The organism is Thermobifida fusca YX, from assembly GCF_000012405.1.
GTDB classification, from domain to species: domain Bacteria; phylum Actinomycetota; class Actinomycetes; order Streptosporangiales; family Streptosporangiaceae; genus Thermobifida; species Thermobifida fusca.
Map to the genome: position 1 here is coordinate 2,247,880 of NC_007333.1, position 16,140 is coordinate 2,264,019.

At 68.8% G+C, this 16,140-nt stretch carries 14 protein-coding genes; 6 read left to right on the top strand and 8 right to left on the bottom strand.

The window, feature by feature from the left end:
* Positions 1-23: 23 nt before the first annotated feature.
* Both TFU_RS09460 and TFU_RS09465 read right to left on the bottom strand, forming a co-directional pair.
* Entirely contained in the window at positions 24-1,142 is a 1,119-nt protein-coding gene (locus TFU_RS09460) for a sugar ABC transporter substrate-binding protein (protein ID WP_011292346.1), read from the bottom strand.
* 254 nt (positions 1,143-1,396) lie between these two features.
* Complete coding sequence (locus TFU_RS09465) at positions 1,397-2,566, bottom strand: ROK family transcriptional regulator (protein WP_011292347.1); 1,170 nt, start codon at positions 2,564-2,566, stop codon at positions 1,397-1,399.
* A gap of 531 nt (positions 2,567-3,097) precedes the next feature.
* Here TFU_RS09465 and TFU_RS09470 point away from each other — a divergent pair.
* Positions 3,098-3,673: a uridine kinase family protein gene (locus TFU_RS09470; RefSeq protein WP_011292348.1), complete on the top strand. Its 576-nt coding sequence runs from the start codon at positions 3,098-3,100 to the stop codon at positions 3,671-3,673.
* A 181-nt stretch (positions 3,674-3,854) separates the two neighbouring features.
* Here the strand turns inward: TFU_RS09470 and acnA are convergent, their stop codons facing one another.
* The 3 genes from acnA to TFU_RS09485 form a co-directional block, all read right to left on the bottom strand.
* Entirely contained in the window at positions 3,855-6,605 is a 2,751-nt protein-coding gene (acnA, locus tag TFU_RS09475) for an aconitate hydratase AcnA (protein WP_011292349.1), read from the bottom strand.
* Positions 6,606-7,000: 395 nt separating this feature from the next.
* A complete protein-coding gene (locus TFU_RS09480; protein ID WP_016188901.1) occupies positions 7,001-7,933 on the bottom strand; it encodes an LLM class F420-dependent oxidoreductase in 933 nt (310 codons plus the stop codon).
* Between the two features lie 71 nt (positions 7,934-8,004).
* Complete coding sequence (locus TFU_RS09485; protein WP_011292351.1) at positions 8,005-9,264, bottom strand: class I SAM-dependent RNA methyltransferase; 1,260 nt, start codon at positions 9,262-9,264, stop codon at positions 8,005-8,007.
* 208 nt (positions 9,265-9,472) lie between these two features.
* Here TFU_RS09485 and TFU_RS09490 point away from each other — a divergent pair, with 208 nt between their 5' ends.
* From TFU_RS09490 to TFU_RS09505, 4 genes are all read left to right on the top strand, one after another.
* Positions 9,473-10,147, top strand: coding sequence for a potassium channel family protein (locus tag TFU_RS09490; protein WP_011292352.1), 675 nt, complete (start codon positions 9,473-9,475; stop codon positions 10,145-10,147).
* Positions 10,147-10,836 (top strand): potassium channel family protein, encoded by a 690-nt coding sequence (locus tag TFU_RS09495; RefSeq protein ID WP_011292353.1) that lies wholly within the window; start codon positions 10,147-10,149, stop codon positions 10,834-10,836. The genes TFU_RS09490 and TFU_RS09495 overlap by 1 nt, the downstream gene beginning before the upstream one ends.
* Before the next feature lie 95 nt (positions 10,837-10,931).
* Positions 10,932-12,047, top strand: a complete 1,116-nt coding sequence (locus TFU_RS09500) for an LLM class flavin-dependent oxidoreductase (RefSeq protein WP_011292354.1) — start codon at positions 10,932-10,934, stop codon at positions 12,045-12,047.
* A complete protein-coding gene (locus TFU_RS09505) occupies positions 12,044-12,655 on the top strand; it encodes an FMN reductase (protein WP_011292355.1) in 612 nt (203 codons plus the stop codon). Before TFU_RS09500 ends, TFU_RS09505 begins: the two co-directional genes overlap by 4 nt.
* A 43-nt stretch (positions 12,656-12,698) precedes the next feature.
* Here the strand turns inward: TFU_RS09505 and TFU_RS09510 are convergent, their stop codons facing one another.
* The gene (locus TFU_RS09510) at positions 12,699-13,442 is read right to left on the bottom strand and encodes a DUF3159 domain-containing protein (protein ID WP_011292356.1); all 744 of its coding nucleotides are present in this window, start codon (positions 13,440-13,442) and stop codon (positions 12,699-12,701) included.
* A 225-nt stretch (positions 13,443-13,667) separates the two neighbouring features.
* Between TFU_RS09510 and TFU_RS09515 the strand changes: the two genes are divergently transcribed.
* Positions 13,668-14,768 carry a serpin family protein gene (locus TFU_RS09515; protein ID WP_011292357.1) on the top strand — a complete coding sequence of 367 codons (1,101 nt, stop codon included), beginning with the start codon at positions 13,668-13,670 and terminating at the stop codon, positions 14,766-14,768.
* A 90-nt stretch (positions 14,769-14,858) separates the two neighbouring features.
* On the opposite strand, the gene TFU_RS09520 is transcribed toward TFU_RS09515, so the two are convergent.
* Both TFU_RS09520 and dut read right to left on the bottom strand, forming a co-directional pair.
* A complete protein-coding gene (locus TFU_RS09520; RefSeq protein WP_011292358.1) occupies positions 14,859-15,581 on the bottom strand; it encodes a DUF3710 domain-containing protein in 723 nt (240 codons plus the stop codon).
* Positions 15,582-15,626: 45 nt separating this feature from the next.
* Complete coding sequence (dut, locus tag TFU_RS09525; RefSeq protein WP_016188903.1) at positions 15,627-16,112, bottom strand: dUTP diphosphatase; 486 nt, start codon at positions 16,110-16,112, stop codon at positions 15,627-15,629.
* Positions 16,113-16,140 lie beyond the last annotated feature (28 nt).

A 16,140-nucleotide genomic window follows, 5' to 3' on the forward strand; every position in this document is an offset into this window, starting at 1 on the left:
CGGAACCCGCGCGACGTACTCCGTTAGGAGCCTGCCCCCTTGCACAGCTCGGTGTCGGCGTACTGGTCGGTGCAGATCTCCTCGATGGTGTAGAAGCCGTCGGAGATCACGGTGTCTTCAATGTTGTCCGCGGTGACCGCGATGGGTTCCAGCAGCACGGCCGGAATCGTGTTGCCCGCCTCATCGGTGACCTCGGTGAGCGGGTGCTCCTGGCTTCCCTCGTACTTCTCGCCGGTGGCGGCGGCGACTGCCATGGCGGCGGCCACTTCAGCCTCAGGGCGGATGGCCTTGTAGACCGTCATGTACTGGTCGCCGGAGATGATCCGCTGGATGCCGGCGAGTTCGGCGTCCTGGCCGGTGATGGGCGGCATCTCGTCCACGCCTGCGGCTTTGAGGGCAGCGATGATGCCGGCGGCCATGCCGTCGTTGGCGCTGTAGACACCGCTGATGTTGTCGGCGCCGACCGCGGTGATGGCCTGCTCCATCTGCTGCTGAGCCTTGTCGGGCGACCAGTCAGGGGTGTCGTATTCGGCGCCGATCTCGACCTGGCCGTCGAGGATCTCGTGGGCTCCGGCTTTGAAGTCTGCGGCGTTGGGGTCAGTCGGCGATCCGTTGATCATGATGACTTGGCCCTCGCCGGCGGTGCCTGCCTTCTCCATGCCTTCAATGAGCGCCGTACCTTGGACGCGGCCGACGGTCTTGTTGTCGAAGGAGACGTAGTAGTCGACCCCGCCTTCGGCGAGCCGGTCGTAGGCGATCACCGGAACGCCTTGCGCCTTGGCCTGCTGGACGATGCTGCCCGCGGCTTTCGCGTCCACGGCGTCGAGCACCAGGACGCTGGCCCCCTCGGTGAGCATAGCTTCCGCCTGGGCCTGCTGCTTGGAGACGTCCTGGTCAGCGTTCTGGTAGGAGACCTCGCACTTGGGGCAGAGTTCCGCGACGGCCTCTTCGAAGTAGGGGCGGTCGAATTTCTCGTAGCGCGCGGTCTTGGACTCGGGAAGCAGCAACCCGATGGTGAAGCCTTCGTCGATTGAGGCTGCGGCCTGCTGTTCTCCTTCGGTTCCGGTGGTGCAGCCGACCGTGGCCAGCAGGACCGCGGCTGCGCCCACCGCGACGCGGCGGACGATGTTTCGGTTGCTCATCGCTTGACCTCCTTGGAAGCCCACCGGGCGTCGGGGGATCGCGAACCCATCCGCGTCAACGTGGACTGGGTCACGTGGTGGACTGATGCCGTGAAGTCAAACTCGTCACCACCTTGTCGTCAAGACTTGAACGCATAACCGAAGTGTCACAAAACCTTGACTTCACTCCTTAAATACAAAGAAATCGCAGGTCATGCGGGCTTTGTCTTGATGTGAAGATCAGAGAATCCCCTAAAAATTTTTCTCTGATCGTTTCAGAAGGTGGAGTCAAGCACGACCTGCAGCGCTCCCCGCAGCGCCGCGCGCTCCCCCAGCTCCCCGGTGACCAGGCGCAGTCCGGTGAGCGCGTTCCCCAGGGCTCCCAGTTCCATGGCCCGGCGCATGGGGTCGAGCAGCAGCTCTCCCGCTTCGGCGATCTCGCCCCCCACAATGACCATCTGCGGGTTGACCATGTTGACCACGACTGCTACGCCGCGGCCCAGTGCAGCGCCGGCCTCCGCGATGATCCGGCGGCACCCGGGGTCGCCCTCCTGGGCCGCCTCGAGCAGGTCGACCAGGCTGGCCCCGTGCTTGACCCGGCCCTGCTGCGGCAGCATGTCCAGCAGGTAGGGCGTGCCGACCAGGGTTTCCAGGCAGCCTCGGTTGCCGCACCGGCACACCTGCCCGCGCTCGTCGAGCCCGATGTGCCCGATCTCCCCCGCATTGCCGTTCATCCCGCGGAACAGGCGCCCGCCGAGGATCACGCCCGCGCCCACCCCGTGGGCGACTTTGACGTAGACGACGTGCTCCAGGCCGCGGGCAGCGCCTTCGGTCAGTTCGGCGAGGGCGCAGAGGTTCGCGTCGTTGTCCACGGAGACCGGCAGTCCCAGGCGCTCTTGGAGTTCCGCCCCGGGGTTGAAGCCGGCCCAGTGCGGCATGCTGGTGATATCCCCGATGAGGCCGGTGGCCGGGTCGACGGGTCCGGGGATCGCCGCCGCGACTCCGAGCACCATGGAGCGGTCCACCCGCGCCTGGGTCAGCAGGGTCTCGGTCAGCCAGACCGCCCGCCGCACCCCCCGCACCGGGTCTTCGGAGACGTCGTAGGCGATGCTCTCCTCCTGCAGCACGCGCCCGTCGGTGTTGCCCAGGGCCACGGTGAGGCGGGAGTGCGTGAAGTCGATCGCGACGAGTACCCCCGGTGGGCGCTGCAGGGTGACGGCCCGGGCCCGGCGTCCGTTCGAGGAGGTCTCCCGGACGGACACCACGCCCATGGCACGCAGGTCGCGCACGATATTCGACACGCTCGCCGCGGACAGGCCGGTGGCACGGGCGATCTCGGCTTGGGTGAGCGTTCCGCCCCTGCGCAGCGCAGCGATCACCCGTTCCCGGTTAGCCTGCCGCAGGGCAGCCTGAGATCCCGGGGTGACCTGGGCATCTGTCGTCACTGGCGCTCCTTGTTCGGGCCGCGGAAGAGGCGGAGAAAAGCTGTCCGCATGGGAGCTTACAAGGCTTGAAGGCAAGGTTTTTGCCCAACTTACGCAGAAAAGTCGGTTTTGTGAGCCATACTGGCGCAATCTGCGCAAATACTGTCCCCTCCGCGCCGCAGCGCGATCCAGCGAGCAGCCGCGGGTGTCGGCAGCAGGCTGCGGGGTACTGGACGGGCACCGGGCTTCCCAGAAGAACCGGCGGGAGCGAGGGCGGGGTGTTGGGTGACGCGGAACGCAGGGTAATAACAGGCGCAGTCGGCCAGGAGGACAGGCCGGACCACCGGCCGCCCCGGCACGGGCCAGGCACTGCCGCTGCAACGACAGCAGCCCGGGGCTCCCCAGCGCGCTGGTGGTGCGCCCAGCAACAGCGGCGCGCCGTCCCACGCTACCGTGGATGCCCTCCGCCAGGCGAGCCCTGGGGAGGGAGAGGGCGCTAAGGGTAGTCCCTCGGAAGAAGCGGTGGTCCACGAGAAGACGGGTGGTGACCGATTGGATTCCGAAACGGTGAAGTCCCTCGCGGAGGCGTCCCGTACCCGTCCGCCCCTCGCCGGGAACGCGCGGCTGGTGGCGATTGAGGGCCGGTCCGGAGCCGGGAAAACGACCCTGGCCGAGGCACTCGCCGCAGAAACCGGGTGGCCCGTGTTCCACATGGACGACGTCTACCCCGGATGGACCGGTCTGGCTGCTTCGGTGGACCTCCTCGCCTGCTGGGTGGTCATGCCGCTGCTCAACGGCGCCAACCCGCGGTGGCGACGGTACGACTGGGTCCAAGGCCGGCTCGCCGAGTGGCGCACCGCATCCGTCACCGACGGCCTGATCATTGAAGGGTCCGGCTGCGGGGCCGCAGAGATCCGCCCGTACCTGTCCATCCTGGTGTGGATCGACGCCCCCGACGAGGTCCGCTACCGGCGGTTGGACCTCCGTGACGACGCTGAAGCCTACGCCCCCTACCGGGGGATCTGGGCACACCAGGAGAACGTCTTCTACGCCGCGCACACCCCTTGGGAGTATGCGGACGTCGTCATCGACGGGACAGCGCCCCACCAGCCCGCCCAGCAGGGCTAGGGCAGCTCCTTCCCACCCGCGGGTCCACCATTCGGCCCGCCCGCTGCCGCGCCGCGTTTCTACGCCCCCGGGCACGGGTACGGCTCTGGCAGGGCAGAGGCCCGCCACCGTCTCCTGGACAGTGGCGGGCCCTGTGGGTCGCCCCGGGCCTGGTGGGCCCGGGGGAGTTCTTCTAGGCTGACTACTTCTTGTTGATCAACTGGCGCAGCACGTACTGCAGGATGCCGCCGTGGCGGTAGTAGTCGGCCTCACCCGGGGTGTCGATCCGCACCACAGCGTCGAACTCGACCCCGGTGTCCGTGGTGACTTTGACCGTCTCGGGGATGCGGCCCTCGTTCAGCTCGGTCACGCCGGTGATCGAGAAGGTCTCCTCACCGGTCAGGCCGAGAGAGTCCGCGGACTGGCCTTCGGGGAACTGCAGCGGCAGCACGCCCATGCCGATCAGGTTCGAGCGGTGGATGCGCTCGAAAGACTCGGCGATGACGGCGCGCACGCCCAGCAGGCGGGTCCCCTTGGCCGCCCAGTCGCGCGAAGAACCGGAGCCGTACTCCTTGCCGCCCAGCACCACCAGCGGGATGTTCTGGGCAGCGTAGTTCTGCGCGGCGTCGTAGATGAAGGTGACGGGACCACCTTCCTGGGTGAAGTCGCGCGTGTAGCCGCCTTCGGTGCCCGGTGCGATCTGGTTGCGCAGCCGGATGTTGGCGAAGGTGCCGCGGATCATCACCTCGTGGTTGCCGCGACGCGACCCGTAGGAGTTGAAGTCCTTGCGCTCCACCCCGTTGGCCATGAGGTATTCAGCGGCCGGGGTGCCCGGCTTGATGGCGCCGGCGGGCGAAATGTGGTCGGTGGTGACGGAGTCGCCGAGCTTGGCCAGCACGCGGGCGCCGACAATGTCGCTGACCGGTTCGGGCTCCAGCGGCATGCCGTCGAAGTAGGGCGGCTTGCGCACGTAGGTGGAGTTCGGGTCCCAGGAGAACGTGTCCCCGGTGGGAGTGGGCAGCGAGCGCCACCGCTCGTCGCCGGCGAACACGTCAGAGTAGGCCCGCTGGTACATCTCCGCGGCGATCGCGGAGTCGATGACCTCCTGGATCTCCTCCGGCGAAGGCCAGATGTCGCGCAGGTAGACCGGGTTGCCGTCGGTGTCGGTGCCCAGCGGCTCGGTGTCGAAGTCGATGTCCATCGTCCCGGCCAGCGCGTAGGCCACCACCAGCGGCGGGGAGGCCAGGTAGTTCATCTTGACATCGGGGTTGATGCGGCCTTCGAAGTTGCGGTTACCGGACAGCACCGCGGCGACCGCGAGGTCGTTGTCGTTGATCGCCTTGGAGATCTCCTCCGGCAGCGGACCGGAGTTGCCAATGCAGGTGGTGCAGCCGTAGCCGACGAGGTTGAAGCCCAGCTTGTCCAGGTACGGGGTCAGGCCGGAACGCTCGTAGTAGTCGGTGACGACCTTGGACCCGGGGGCCAGCGAGGTCTTCACCCACGGCTTGCGGGACAGCCCCTTCTCCACCGCCTTCTTGGCCAGCAGGGCCGCGCCCAGCATGACCGACGGGTTGGAGGTGTTGGTGCAGGAGGTGATGGCCGCGATGACCACGGACCCGTGGTCGATGGTGAATTCGGTGCCGTCCCCCAGGGTGACCTTGACCGGCTTGCGCGGACGCTCGGTCACCACGCCGTTGCTGGAGATCGCCGGCGCGTCAGAGGCCGGGAAGGACTCGGCGGACGCCTCGTCCGCGCGGGTGACGATGCCGTCGTTGTTGACGTGGTCGCGCACGTCCCGGCGCCAGGCCGTCTTGGCGTCGGACAGGGCGATGCGGTCGTGCGGGCGCTTGGGTCCGGCGATCGACGGCACCACCTCGGAGAGGTCGAGCTCCAGGTACTCGGAGTACTCGGGCTCCACCGACGGGTCGTGCCACAGCCCCTGTTCCTTGGTGTAGGCCTCGACGAGGGCGGTCTGCTCGTCGCTGCGGCCGGTCAGCTTCAGGTAGCGGATCGTCTCGTCGTCGATGGGGAACATCGCGGCAGTCGAGCCGAACTCCGGGCTCATGTTGCCGATGGTGGCGCGGTTGGCCAGCGGCACCGAGGCCACGCCCTCGCCGTAGAACTCGACGAACTTGCCGACGACGCCGTGCTCCCGCAGCATCTCGGTGATGGTGAGCACGAGGTCGGTGGCGGTGGTGCCGGGGGGCAGCTCACCGGTGAGCTTGAAGCCGACGACCCGCGGGATGAGCATGGAGATCGGCTGGCCGAGCATGGCTGCCTCGGCCTCGATACCGCCCACGCCCCAGCCCAGGATGCCCAGGCCGTTCTGCATGGTGGTGTGGGAGTCGGTGCCCACACAGGTGTCGGGGTAGGCCTGGCCGTTGCGGACCATGGTGACCCGGGCCAGGTGCTCGATGTTGGCCTGGTGCACGATGCCGGTGCCCGGCGGGACGACCTTGAACCCTTCAAAGGCGTTCTGGCCCCAGCGCAGGAACTGGTAGCGCTCGCGGTTGCGCTCGTACTCCATTTCGACGTTGCGTTCGAAGGCGTCGGGGCGCCCGAACACGTCGACGATCACCGAGTGGTCGATGACCAGCTCGGCAGGGGCCAGCGGGTTGATCTTGGTGGGGTCGCCGCCCAGGTCCCGGACTGCCTCACGCATGGTGGCCAGGTCGACCACGCAGGGCACGCCGGTGAAGTCCTGCATGATCACGCGGGCAGGACTGAACTGGATCTCCTGGCTGGGCTGCGCCTTGGAGTCCCAGTTGGCCAGCGCGCGAATATGGTCGGCGGTGACGTTCACGCCGTCCTCGGTGCGCAGCAGGTTCTCCAGCAGCACCTTCAGGCTGTAGGGAAGCCGCTGGACGCCGTCGATGGCATCCAAGCGGAAGATTTCGTACGACTCGTCACCGACACGGAGCGTGTCGCGGCTGCCGAAGCTGTTCGCCGACACGGTTGTCGCCTCCTGGTCTCGCCACTTTTTCCAAGCATCCTGCCCTAGCGGCACAGCCGGGGCGTCACTGAGGCTTCCCTTACAAGATCACTCCCGAGCCGGGACGGCTCTCCCCGTGATGCGCGGGACAACGGGGACCACCTGCGTCGACGATCCGGATTCCGCACGTGGGGCTGCGGAGCCGGCTGTGCCGCGCTGGATGGTGGACCGCCGAGAGCGGTGAACCTCACATGCTCAGTGATTCGCTCGCGCTGTTATCTCGATATCAAGGTATCGGACGTATATCTCGATATCAAGTTACTGGACAGTAATGTCTGATTGTCGTTTCTCCACTACCCCTCCGGGCCGGGAGACACACGGACGAACATCCCATGTTCTCCCGGCCCGGAATGCCCTCAGGCCACCTGCGGGGCGACCCGGTCAGCGATCAGCTCCAGATGGTCCAGATCGGAAAGGTCCAGCACCTGCAGGTAGATGCGCTCCGCGCCGATCTCGGCGAACCGGCCGATCTTCTCCACCACCTCGTCCGGTGTGCCCGCCAGGCCGTTGACCTTCAGCTCGTCCACCTCCCGGCCGATCGCAGCGGCGCGCCGGGCTACCTCGGCATCGTTCCGACCCACGCACACCACCTGGGCCGCCGAGTAGATCATGGGGATTTCACGCCCCGCCTTCTCGACCTCGGCACGCACCCGGTCGAAGGCCGCCTGCGTCTCCTCCACCACGCAGAAGGGGATGTTGTACTCGTCGGCGTACTTCGCGGCCAACTGGGGGGTACGCCGCCGTCCCCTGCCGCCGATCAGGACGGGCGGCCGCGGCGACTGCGCGGGCTTGGGCAGCGCCGGGCTCTCCGTCAAGGTGTAGTGCTTCCCGTGGAAGGTGAACGTCTCCCCCTCGGGGGTAGCCCACAGCCCGGTGATGATCGCCAACTGCTCTTCGAACCGGTCGAAGCGCTCCTTGGCGTCGGCGGGGAACGGGATGCCGTAGGCCGTGTGCTCGGCTTCGAACCATCCCGCGCCGAGGCCGAACTCCACGCGTCCCCCGCTCATCTGGTCGACCTGGGCGACGCTGATCGCCAGCGGCCCCGGCAGGCGGAACGTGGCCGCCGTCATGAGCGTGCCCAACCGGATCCGGGACGTCTCCCGGGCCAGGCCGGCCAGGGTGACCCACGCGTCAGTGGGGCCAGGAAGCCCGCTGACGTCCCCCATCTTCAGGTAGTGGTCGGAGCGGAAAAAGCCGTCGAAGCCCAGGTCTTCACTGGCTTTTGCGACGGTGAGCAGCGTCTCGTAGCTGGCGCCCTGCTGGGGTTCGGTGAAGATTCTCAGTCGCATACCCCTCATTCTTCCGCTGGACGCGGCCGGTCGCGTCCAGCGACGCGGTGCGGCACGCCGAGGGGCAGCGTCTAGGCGGGGAGCAGGACGCCCACGCACTCCACGTGGTGCGTCATGGGGAAGGCGTCGAAGGCGCGCAACCCGTCCATCCGGTAGCCGTGCTCCGCGAAGACAGCCAGGTCGCGGGCGAACGTCGCGGGATCGCAGGAGACGTAGGCGATCCGCTGCGGACGCAGCGCCGCCAGGCGGCGCACCACGTCGGCGCCCATACCGGAGCGCGGCGGGTCCGCCACGACCAGGTCGATGCGGGGAGGCGTCCACCGGCGCAGGTGGGTTGCGACGTCTGCCCGAGTGATCTGGACCTGCGGCAGGTCGCGGAGGTTGTGGCGGGCGTCGCGGACCGCTTCGGCGCCGCTTTCCACCCCGAACACCCGGCCTTGCGGGCCTACCGCTGCGCCGAGCGCACCCGCGAAAAGCCCGACCCCGCAGTACAGGTCCAGCGCGGTCTGCCCGGGCTGGGGGTCCAGGGCGTCGAGCACTGCCCCGGTGAGGGTCTCGGCGGCAGCCGGGTGGATCTGCCAGAACGCTCCCGCGCTCACCCACCAGCGGCGCCCAGCCGCGTTTTCGGTCACCCCGTGCCGGCCGCGGGGCGGCTGGACCCGCCCGTTCCGGGAGCGGCGCAGCACCGTGACCGGACTGTCCAGCGCCGGCAGTTCAGGGGTCCCGGTGCGCGCCGGGGTGACCGTCACGAGGGTGTCTCCGGTTCCCGCCGCGGCGGCCACTTCGATCTCGGCTGCGTTCCGCCACGTCTTGCGGGGCACGTTGAGCCGGTCGATCCCGGGGTGCGCGAGAGGGCAGTAGTCGACCGGTTCGATGCTGTGGGAACGGTGCCGGCGCAGCCCGACCGTCCCGTCGGGGGTCACGGCGAACCGGACCCGCGTCCGCCAGCCCAGCCCGTCCGGGGTGCCAGGCAGCTCCTCGACTGCCACCTCACGGTCGATTCCGGCGATGCGACGCAACTGCTCGGCGACCACCTGTGCTTTGAGCCGCCGCTGGGCGTCGAGCGAGGCGTGCTGCCAGTCGCAGCCGCCGCACCGGCCAGGGCCCGCGAAGGGGCACGGCGGGGCCACCCGGTCCGGGGAGGCCTCCAGTACTTCTACCGCCTCGGCACGGAGGAACCTCCTGGTCTCCTCGGTGATCCGGGCACGGACCCGCTCCCCCGGCAAGGCATGGCGGACGAAGACGACCTGGCCTTCGTGGCGTCCGACGCACCATCCTCCGTGGGCTACCCCGTCAAGACGCACGTCGACGTGGGTAGTGAGCCGACTCATGGGAGCACACGACCTTTCGGGTGACAGGGCGGTCCGGCGGCGCGGCAGAACCCGGACCGCCGCCTCGCGACCACTCTAGTCGGACCGCGGCAGCGTAGTGACCGCGGCCGATGCGCCACACCTGGCGACTGTGGTTGGGTATATCCCAGCCCAGGCCCGCCAGGGGCGGCGGGCCGCCACCACGAGGAGTACCGGGAGCGAGCACGAGGTGCACGTCGTCATCTTGGGGTGTGGCCGAGTAGGGTCCACCCTCGCGCACACGCTGGAGGATGCAGGCCACACGGTCGCGGTCATCGACCGCGCCCCTGAAGCGTTCCGCAGGCTGCGTTCGGCGACCGCCCGGCATGCGGTCACCGGACTGGGCTACGACCGAGAAGTCCTCATCCGGGCAGGTATCGAGCGTGCCGGTGCGTTTGCCGCGGTCAGCAGCGGCGACAACTCCAACATCATCGCCGCGCGCGTGGCCCGGGAGACGTTCGGCGTGCGCAATGTGGTGGCGCGCATCTACGATCCGCGGCGCGCCGAGGTGTACCAGCGGCTCGGGATTCCCACCGTGGCCACGGTGCGCTGGACCGCCGACATGATCCTGCGCCACCTGGTTCCCGGGGACGAGCTCCTCGGCACCGGGCCGCTGTGGCGGGACCCCTCCGGAACCCTGGTCATGGTGGATGCGGTGGTGGGGACGGCGTGGTCGCGTCAGCGGGTCGAACGGGTCGAGGCCGAGCTCGGGGTGCGGGTGGTCTACCTGAGCCGGGGCGGGGAGATTCACTTGGCCCGTGCCGATCTGCAGTTGTGGCCGGGGGATGTGCTGCACGTCGTTTCCCCTTCGCAGGCGGTCGAGCGGACTGTGGAGCGGATCAGCGCTGACGGGGGTGACCGGTGATGCGGGTGGCGATCGCGGGGGCCGGGGCGGTCGGCCGGTCCATCGCTGCCGAACTGCTCAGCAGCGGGCACGAGGTGCTGTTGATCGACCGCGACTCGCGCGCCATCGACGTGCACGCGTTGACTGAAGCGGAATGGCTGCTAGCTGACGCCTGCGAGGTCAGCTCCCTGGAGAACGCCCGGTTGGAGGAGTTCGACGCGGTGGTGGCCGCGACCTCCGACGACAAGGTCAACCTGGTGGTGTCGCTGCTGGCCAAGCGGGAGTTCGGGGTGCGCCGCGTGGTGGCCCGGGTCAACGACCCCAACAACGAGTGGCTGTTCACCAGCGCGTGGGGGGTGGACGTGGCCGTGTCTCCGCCGCGGCTTCTTGCCGCACTGGTGGACAGTGACGAAGAACCCGAGCTAGGCCATTCTGGCGAGGTGGTTTCGCTGGCCTCGCTGGGGGGAGCGGACCTGTTGGAGTCGGTGCTGACTGAGGAGTCGCCTTTCACGGGACGCAGTGCGGCGGAGTTGAGCGCCGCGCTGCCGGAAGGCGTGGTCCTGGTCGCCCTCGTGCGGGCGGGGCAGGCGCGGGCCCCGCTGCCGGAGACGGTGCTCGCCGCGGGCGATGTCGTGGTCCTGCTCAGCAGCGCGCGCAGCGACGACGCACTGCTTGCGGTGCTCAGCGGCTCTGACCGGGCTGCGGACTAGCGCACATCGCGCGGGGGAATAGGGGGCGGGGCCGTGGAGTTCCCCATAATAGTTGAAACTTTAATTTCTCCTTGAGAAGGCTTTTGGGAGCGGGCATGCAGTTCGGGATCTTCAGCGTCGGCGACGTCACCCCTGATCCGACCACCGGCCGGACCCCTACCGAGCACGAGCGGATCAAGGCCATGGTCACGATCGCGTTGAAAGCCGAGGAGGTGGGCCTCGACGTCTTCGCCACCGGGGAGCACCACAACCCGCCGTTCGTCCCCTCCTCCCCCACCACCATGCTCGGCTACATCGCCGCCCGCACCGAGCGCCTCATCCTGTCCACCGCCACCACGCTGATCACCACCAACGACCCGGTGAAGATCGCGGAAGACTACGCGATGCTGCAGCACCTGGCCGACGGGCGGGTGGACCTCATGCTCGGCCGCGGCAACACCGCCCCCGTCTACCCCTGGTTCGGTAAAGACATCCGCCAAGGCATCCCGCTGGCCATCGAGAACTACCACCTGCTGCACCGGCTGTGGCGGGAAGACGTCGTGGACTGGGAAGGCAAGTTCCGCACCCCGCTGCGGTCCTTCACCTCCACCCCGCGCCCGTTGGACGGCATCCCCCCGTTCGTGTGGCACGGCTCCATCCGCAGCCCCGAAATCGCCGAACAGGCCGCCTACTACGGTGACGGGTTCTTCGCCAACAACATCTTCTGGCCGAAAGAGCACTTCCAGCGACTCATCGACCTGTACCGCCGCCGCTACGAGTACTACGGCCACGGCTCAGCCGACCAGGCGATCGTCGGCCTCGGCGGCCAGGTCTTCATGCGGAAGAGGTCCCAGGACGCGATCCGAGAGTTCCGCCCCTACTTCGACAACGCGCCCGTCTACGGGCACGGCCCCTCCCTGGAAGAGTTCATGGCGGAAACCCCGCTGACCGTGGGCAGCCCGCAGCAGGTCATCGAACGGACCCTGAAGTTCCGCGAGTACTTCGGCGACTACCAGCGCCAACTGTTCCTCATGGACCACGCAGGACTGCCCCTCAAAACCGTGCTGGAGCAGCTTGACATCCTGGGTGAGGAAGTGGTCCCGGTGCTGCGCCGGGAATTCGCTGCCCTCAAACCCGCCCATGTTCCTGACGCCCCCACCCACGCCAGCCTCCGCGCGGCCGCCCAAGCCGCGCAGCGCGCCGGCAAGCAGGAAGAAGAGGTGTCCCGTTGACGACGCGTACGCTCACCGTGCTCTCCGCCGGGCTGGGCAACCCCTCCTCCACCCGGCTGCTCGCCGACCGGCTCACCGAAGCCGCGGAACGCGCCCTCCACGCCCGGGGCATCACCGCGGACACCGCCGTAGTCGAACTGCGCGACCACGCCCACGACCTGACCAACGCGCTGCTGACCCGGGTGCCCGTCGGCAGCCTGCGCGAGGTGCTGGACCGTACCGCAGCCAGCGACGGCCTCATCGCGGTGACCCCGGTGTTCACCGCCTCCTACAGCGGTCTGTTCAAGACCTTTTTCGACGTCGTTGAGCCCGGCGCTCTCGCCGGCATCCCCGTCCTGATGGGAGCCACCGGCGGCACCCCGCGCCACTCCCTGGTCCTCGACCACGCCTTGCGGCCGCTCTTCGCCTACCTGGGCACGGTGCCCGCGCCGACCGGGGTCTACGCCGCTTCCCAAGACTGGGGGAGCGACGAAGCCGGGGCGCTCACCGAACGGATCGACCGCGCAGCAGAAGAATTCGCCACCCTGGTCGCCGGGGGCGCTCCGCAGCGCCGCCCCGACCCCTACGAGAACCCCACACCCTTCGAAAAACTGCTCTCCGACCTGTGAGTCGGGCTCCCCTCCCGGCCGGGGCAGGTCTCGGCCGGGAGCGCTAGGGGTGCGCCTGCACCGTCTCGTCCGTCCCGCTCTGCGTGCCCTGGCCGTCCGCAGCTTCCGGCTCGGATTCCATCGGGGTGCGTCCCACCGCCAGCAGCCACACCATGGCGGCGAACGCAGCGACCTGCAACGGCCAGCCCATGAGGATCTTGGTGGCACCCAGCCAGCCCACCATGCCCGCCGCCCACAGCGGGTACTGCACTACGACCCGCACCACGCACGGCAGCACCAGCAGCCACGTCAACCGGGAACTGAGCCGCACCACCGCCGGATTCCGCCGCCACCCGACCGGGTCACCGGTGACCGCGCCGATCAGCAGCCCTATAGCGGGCCAGCGCACCACGATCGACAAGGTCAGGACCAAGGCGTAGACGCTGTTGTAGATGATGCCGGGCAGGAACGCGTCTTCTGCCTGCCCGCTGCGGAGCGCGAACACCGCGGCAATGGCAATCCCGAACAGGCTGTTGACCACATACTGCACCGAGGAGCGCTGCACCAGCCGGACCACAGCCAGGACCACGGCGGCCGTGCCGCCCAGCAGCAGCCCCAGCCGCAGCGGGTCTAGTCCGGCGACCTGCCACCCGTAGTTCGTGCCCAGCAGGTAGGTGCACGTGAAGAAGAGCGTGGGCACCGCTGCCTCGACCATGCCGCGCTTCCCGCCCAGGGCTTGGGCGAGCTGCCCGCGCACCACCTCCTCAACGGTGCGTTCGGAGACCTCAGTCTGACTCTGGTTCGTCATCTCACTCCCGGACACTGCGACTGCGGACACGGTCTTCCGGCCTCGTGGCCCTCTCCCAGGGTAGTGCTCCACCCACGCGCAAGAGAGTACGCTACGTGTCCGTTTCACAACCGAAAGCGCTCTGCGGCGGTGAGCGTGGGACGCGTGGCAGCCGCGCCCCGCGGGAATCCTGCTGGGGCAGGAACCCGTGCCCGCAGCCCGCAAGCGCCGTCGAGGGGAGTGTCCATGTCCGGCGGTTTCCTCCGTGATGACCACCTGGAGTTCGCGCTGCACCTGCACCGCAGGCTGGCCGAGGCTGTTCCTGACGGGGAGGTGATATGGTCGCCCTACTCCGTGGCCTGCGCCCTCGGCGTCCTCGCCGCGGGGGCGCGCGCCACCACCCGCACCGAATTGACCACGCTGCTCGGCACCGACCCTGCCCCGCTCCTCGCCGCGCTCGACCGCGCCGTCGCGGACAGCCCCGACCTGGCGTCCCGCACCGTCCTGTGGGTGAGCGCAGACGTTCCCGTGCGCTCGTCCTTCCGCGCCACGGTGCACGACCGCCCCGATTCAGACGTGCGGACCGCGGACTTCCGCACCAACCCTGAAGGGGTCCGCGCCACCGTCAACGCGGACATCGCCGACGCTACCCGCGGGATGATCCGCGAACTGCTCCCGCAGGGAGCGGTCACCCCTGACCTGCGGGCGATTCTGACCAACGCCCTGTGGGCCAGGGCACGGTGGACCACCCCGTTCGAGGCGCACCTGACCCGGGAGGGGACGTTCCGCACCCCGCGCGGGCCGAAACGCGTCCCGTTCATGCACCGCACCGGGACGATGCCCTACGCCACGGCGCGCGGCTGGGGAATGGTGACCCTGCACGCCCACGACGAACTCGCGGTCGACGTCCTGCTGCCGCCGGGCACGAACGCCGCCGCTGTGCCGACCGCGCCGCTGCTCACCGCCTTGCACCGGCGTTCCGCATCCACCAGTGTCGAGCTGGCTCTCCCCCGCTTCGAACTGACCCAGCCGCACCAACTCGTCGAAGTCCTGGCTGAGGCGGGGGTACGCACGCTCTTCACCGCCTCCGCTGACCTGTCCGGGATCTCCACGGTGCCGCTCTACGTGGACACGGTCATCCACCAGGCCAGGCTCCGGGTGGATGAACGGGGCGCGGAAGGAGCGGCAGCGACCGCAGCCATGATGCTCCTGGCCGGTGCCATGCCGCCGCGGCGGACGATCCGGTTCAGCGTCGACCGGCCGTTCCACATCGTGGTACGCCGCCGCGGCGCCATCCTGTTCCTCGGGTCGATCGCCGACCCGCACGACCCCGGTCCGGCCCAGTGAGCCTGGAGCGCACTGTCCTCCGGCTTCTCAGCCGGACAGCAAGCCCTGCAGGCCAGCAGCCCTGTTGTGGGAGGACAGCCGCGCCCACGGTCACTGCGGCGGGTTCTGAGTCCCGGGTTTGGGCACGGCGACCTGTCCCGGAGCCGGCCGACTCTGGTTCGGCAGCCGCAGTTCGAGAAGGTCCCGCGGCGGGACCGGGTGGTGTCCGCGGACGACCACGATCCCCGCGAAAATCTCCTCGATCCGGGCTGCTGCCTCGGGGCGGACCGCGCCCTCGCCGCGGATCACCCCGCGGAGGAACCAGCGGGGCCCGTCTACACCGATGAACCGCATCGGCTGGGCGAGGCGCTGGCCTTTCTCGTTGGTCTTGCCCGGAACCGGGACGATCGCGCGGATCTCCGGGCCGAACGTCCCCTCAAACTCTTCGCTCTTCCCGCCGGACTTGGCGATCTCCGCGACAATCTCCTGCCGGATCTCCGTCCACAGCCCGGTGGACTTGGGGGCGGCGAACGGCTGGACCTGCAGCGCGGTCCTGCCGTTGATGATCGTCACCCCGATGACCCGATTCTGGTTCTGCTGCCGCGCGACGTTGACCTGCACTTCGATGTCAGGGCCAACGGGGACGCGCAGCGACCCCAGGTCGACCCGCCGTGCTTCGGGTACCTCCTCAGAGACGTCCCACGGCCCCTGGGCTCGGTACTTGTCGTCCTCCTTGACGGGCTCAGCCATCGGAGTCGGCCGGGGCGCGACGGCGGGGGGGATGATGTCGTCAACGCGGCTCTTGGCCTTCTTCTTGCGTCGGCGTCCGAACACGCCGCAACACCTCTTCCTTAGAGTCCCGAAGTCACCCGGAGACAGTCAGCTCTGCTCCGCCCCTGCGGCGTGCCCTCCGGTCGAACCGAACCCTCCGGCGCCCCGCGCCGAGTCGCTGAGTTCGTCCACTTCGACGAAGGCTGCCCGCTCGACGCGTTGGATCACCAGTTGGGCGATGCGGTCTCCCCGGGTCAACTTCACCGGCGTGGCGGGGTCCGTGTTCAACAGAGGCACTTTGATCTCGCCTCGATAGCCGGCGTCCACCGTGCCGGGGGCGTTGACCACGGTCAGACCGTGGCGCGCGGCCAGTCCGGAACGCGGATGGATGAACGCCGCATACCCGTCGGGCAGGGCAATCGCAATCCCGGTGCGCACGGTGGCGCGTTCCCCGGGAGCCAGAACGACGTCCTCGGCGGTGACCAGGTCCGCTCCCGCGTCCCCCGGGTGGGCGTAGCGGGGCAGCGGGAGGTCTGGGTCGAGTCGTCGGATCTCCACCCGCACCGTACCGAAGACAGGGGAAAGGTCACTCACAACGGCCGAGCCTATCGCGTTAGGTGGG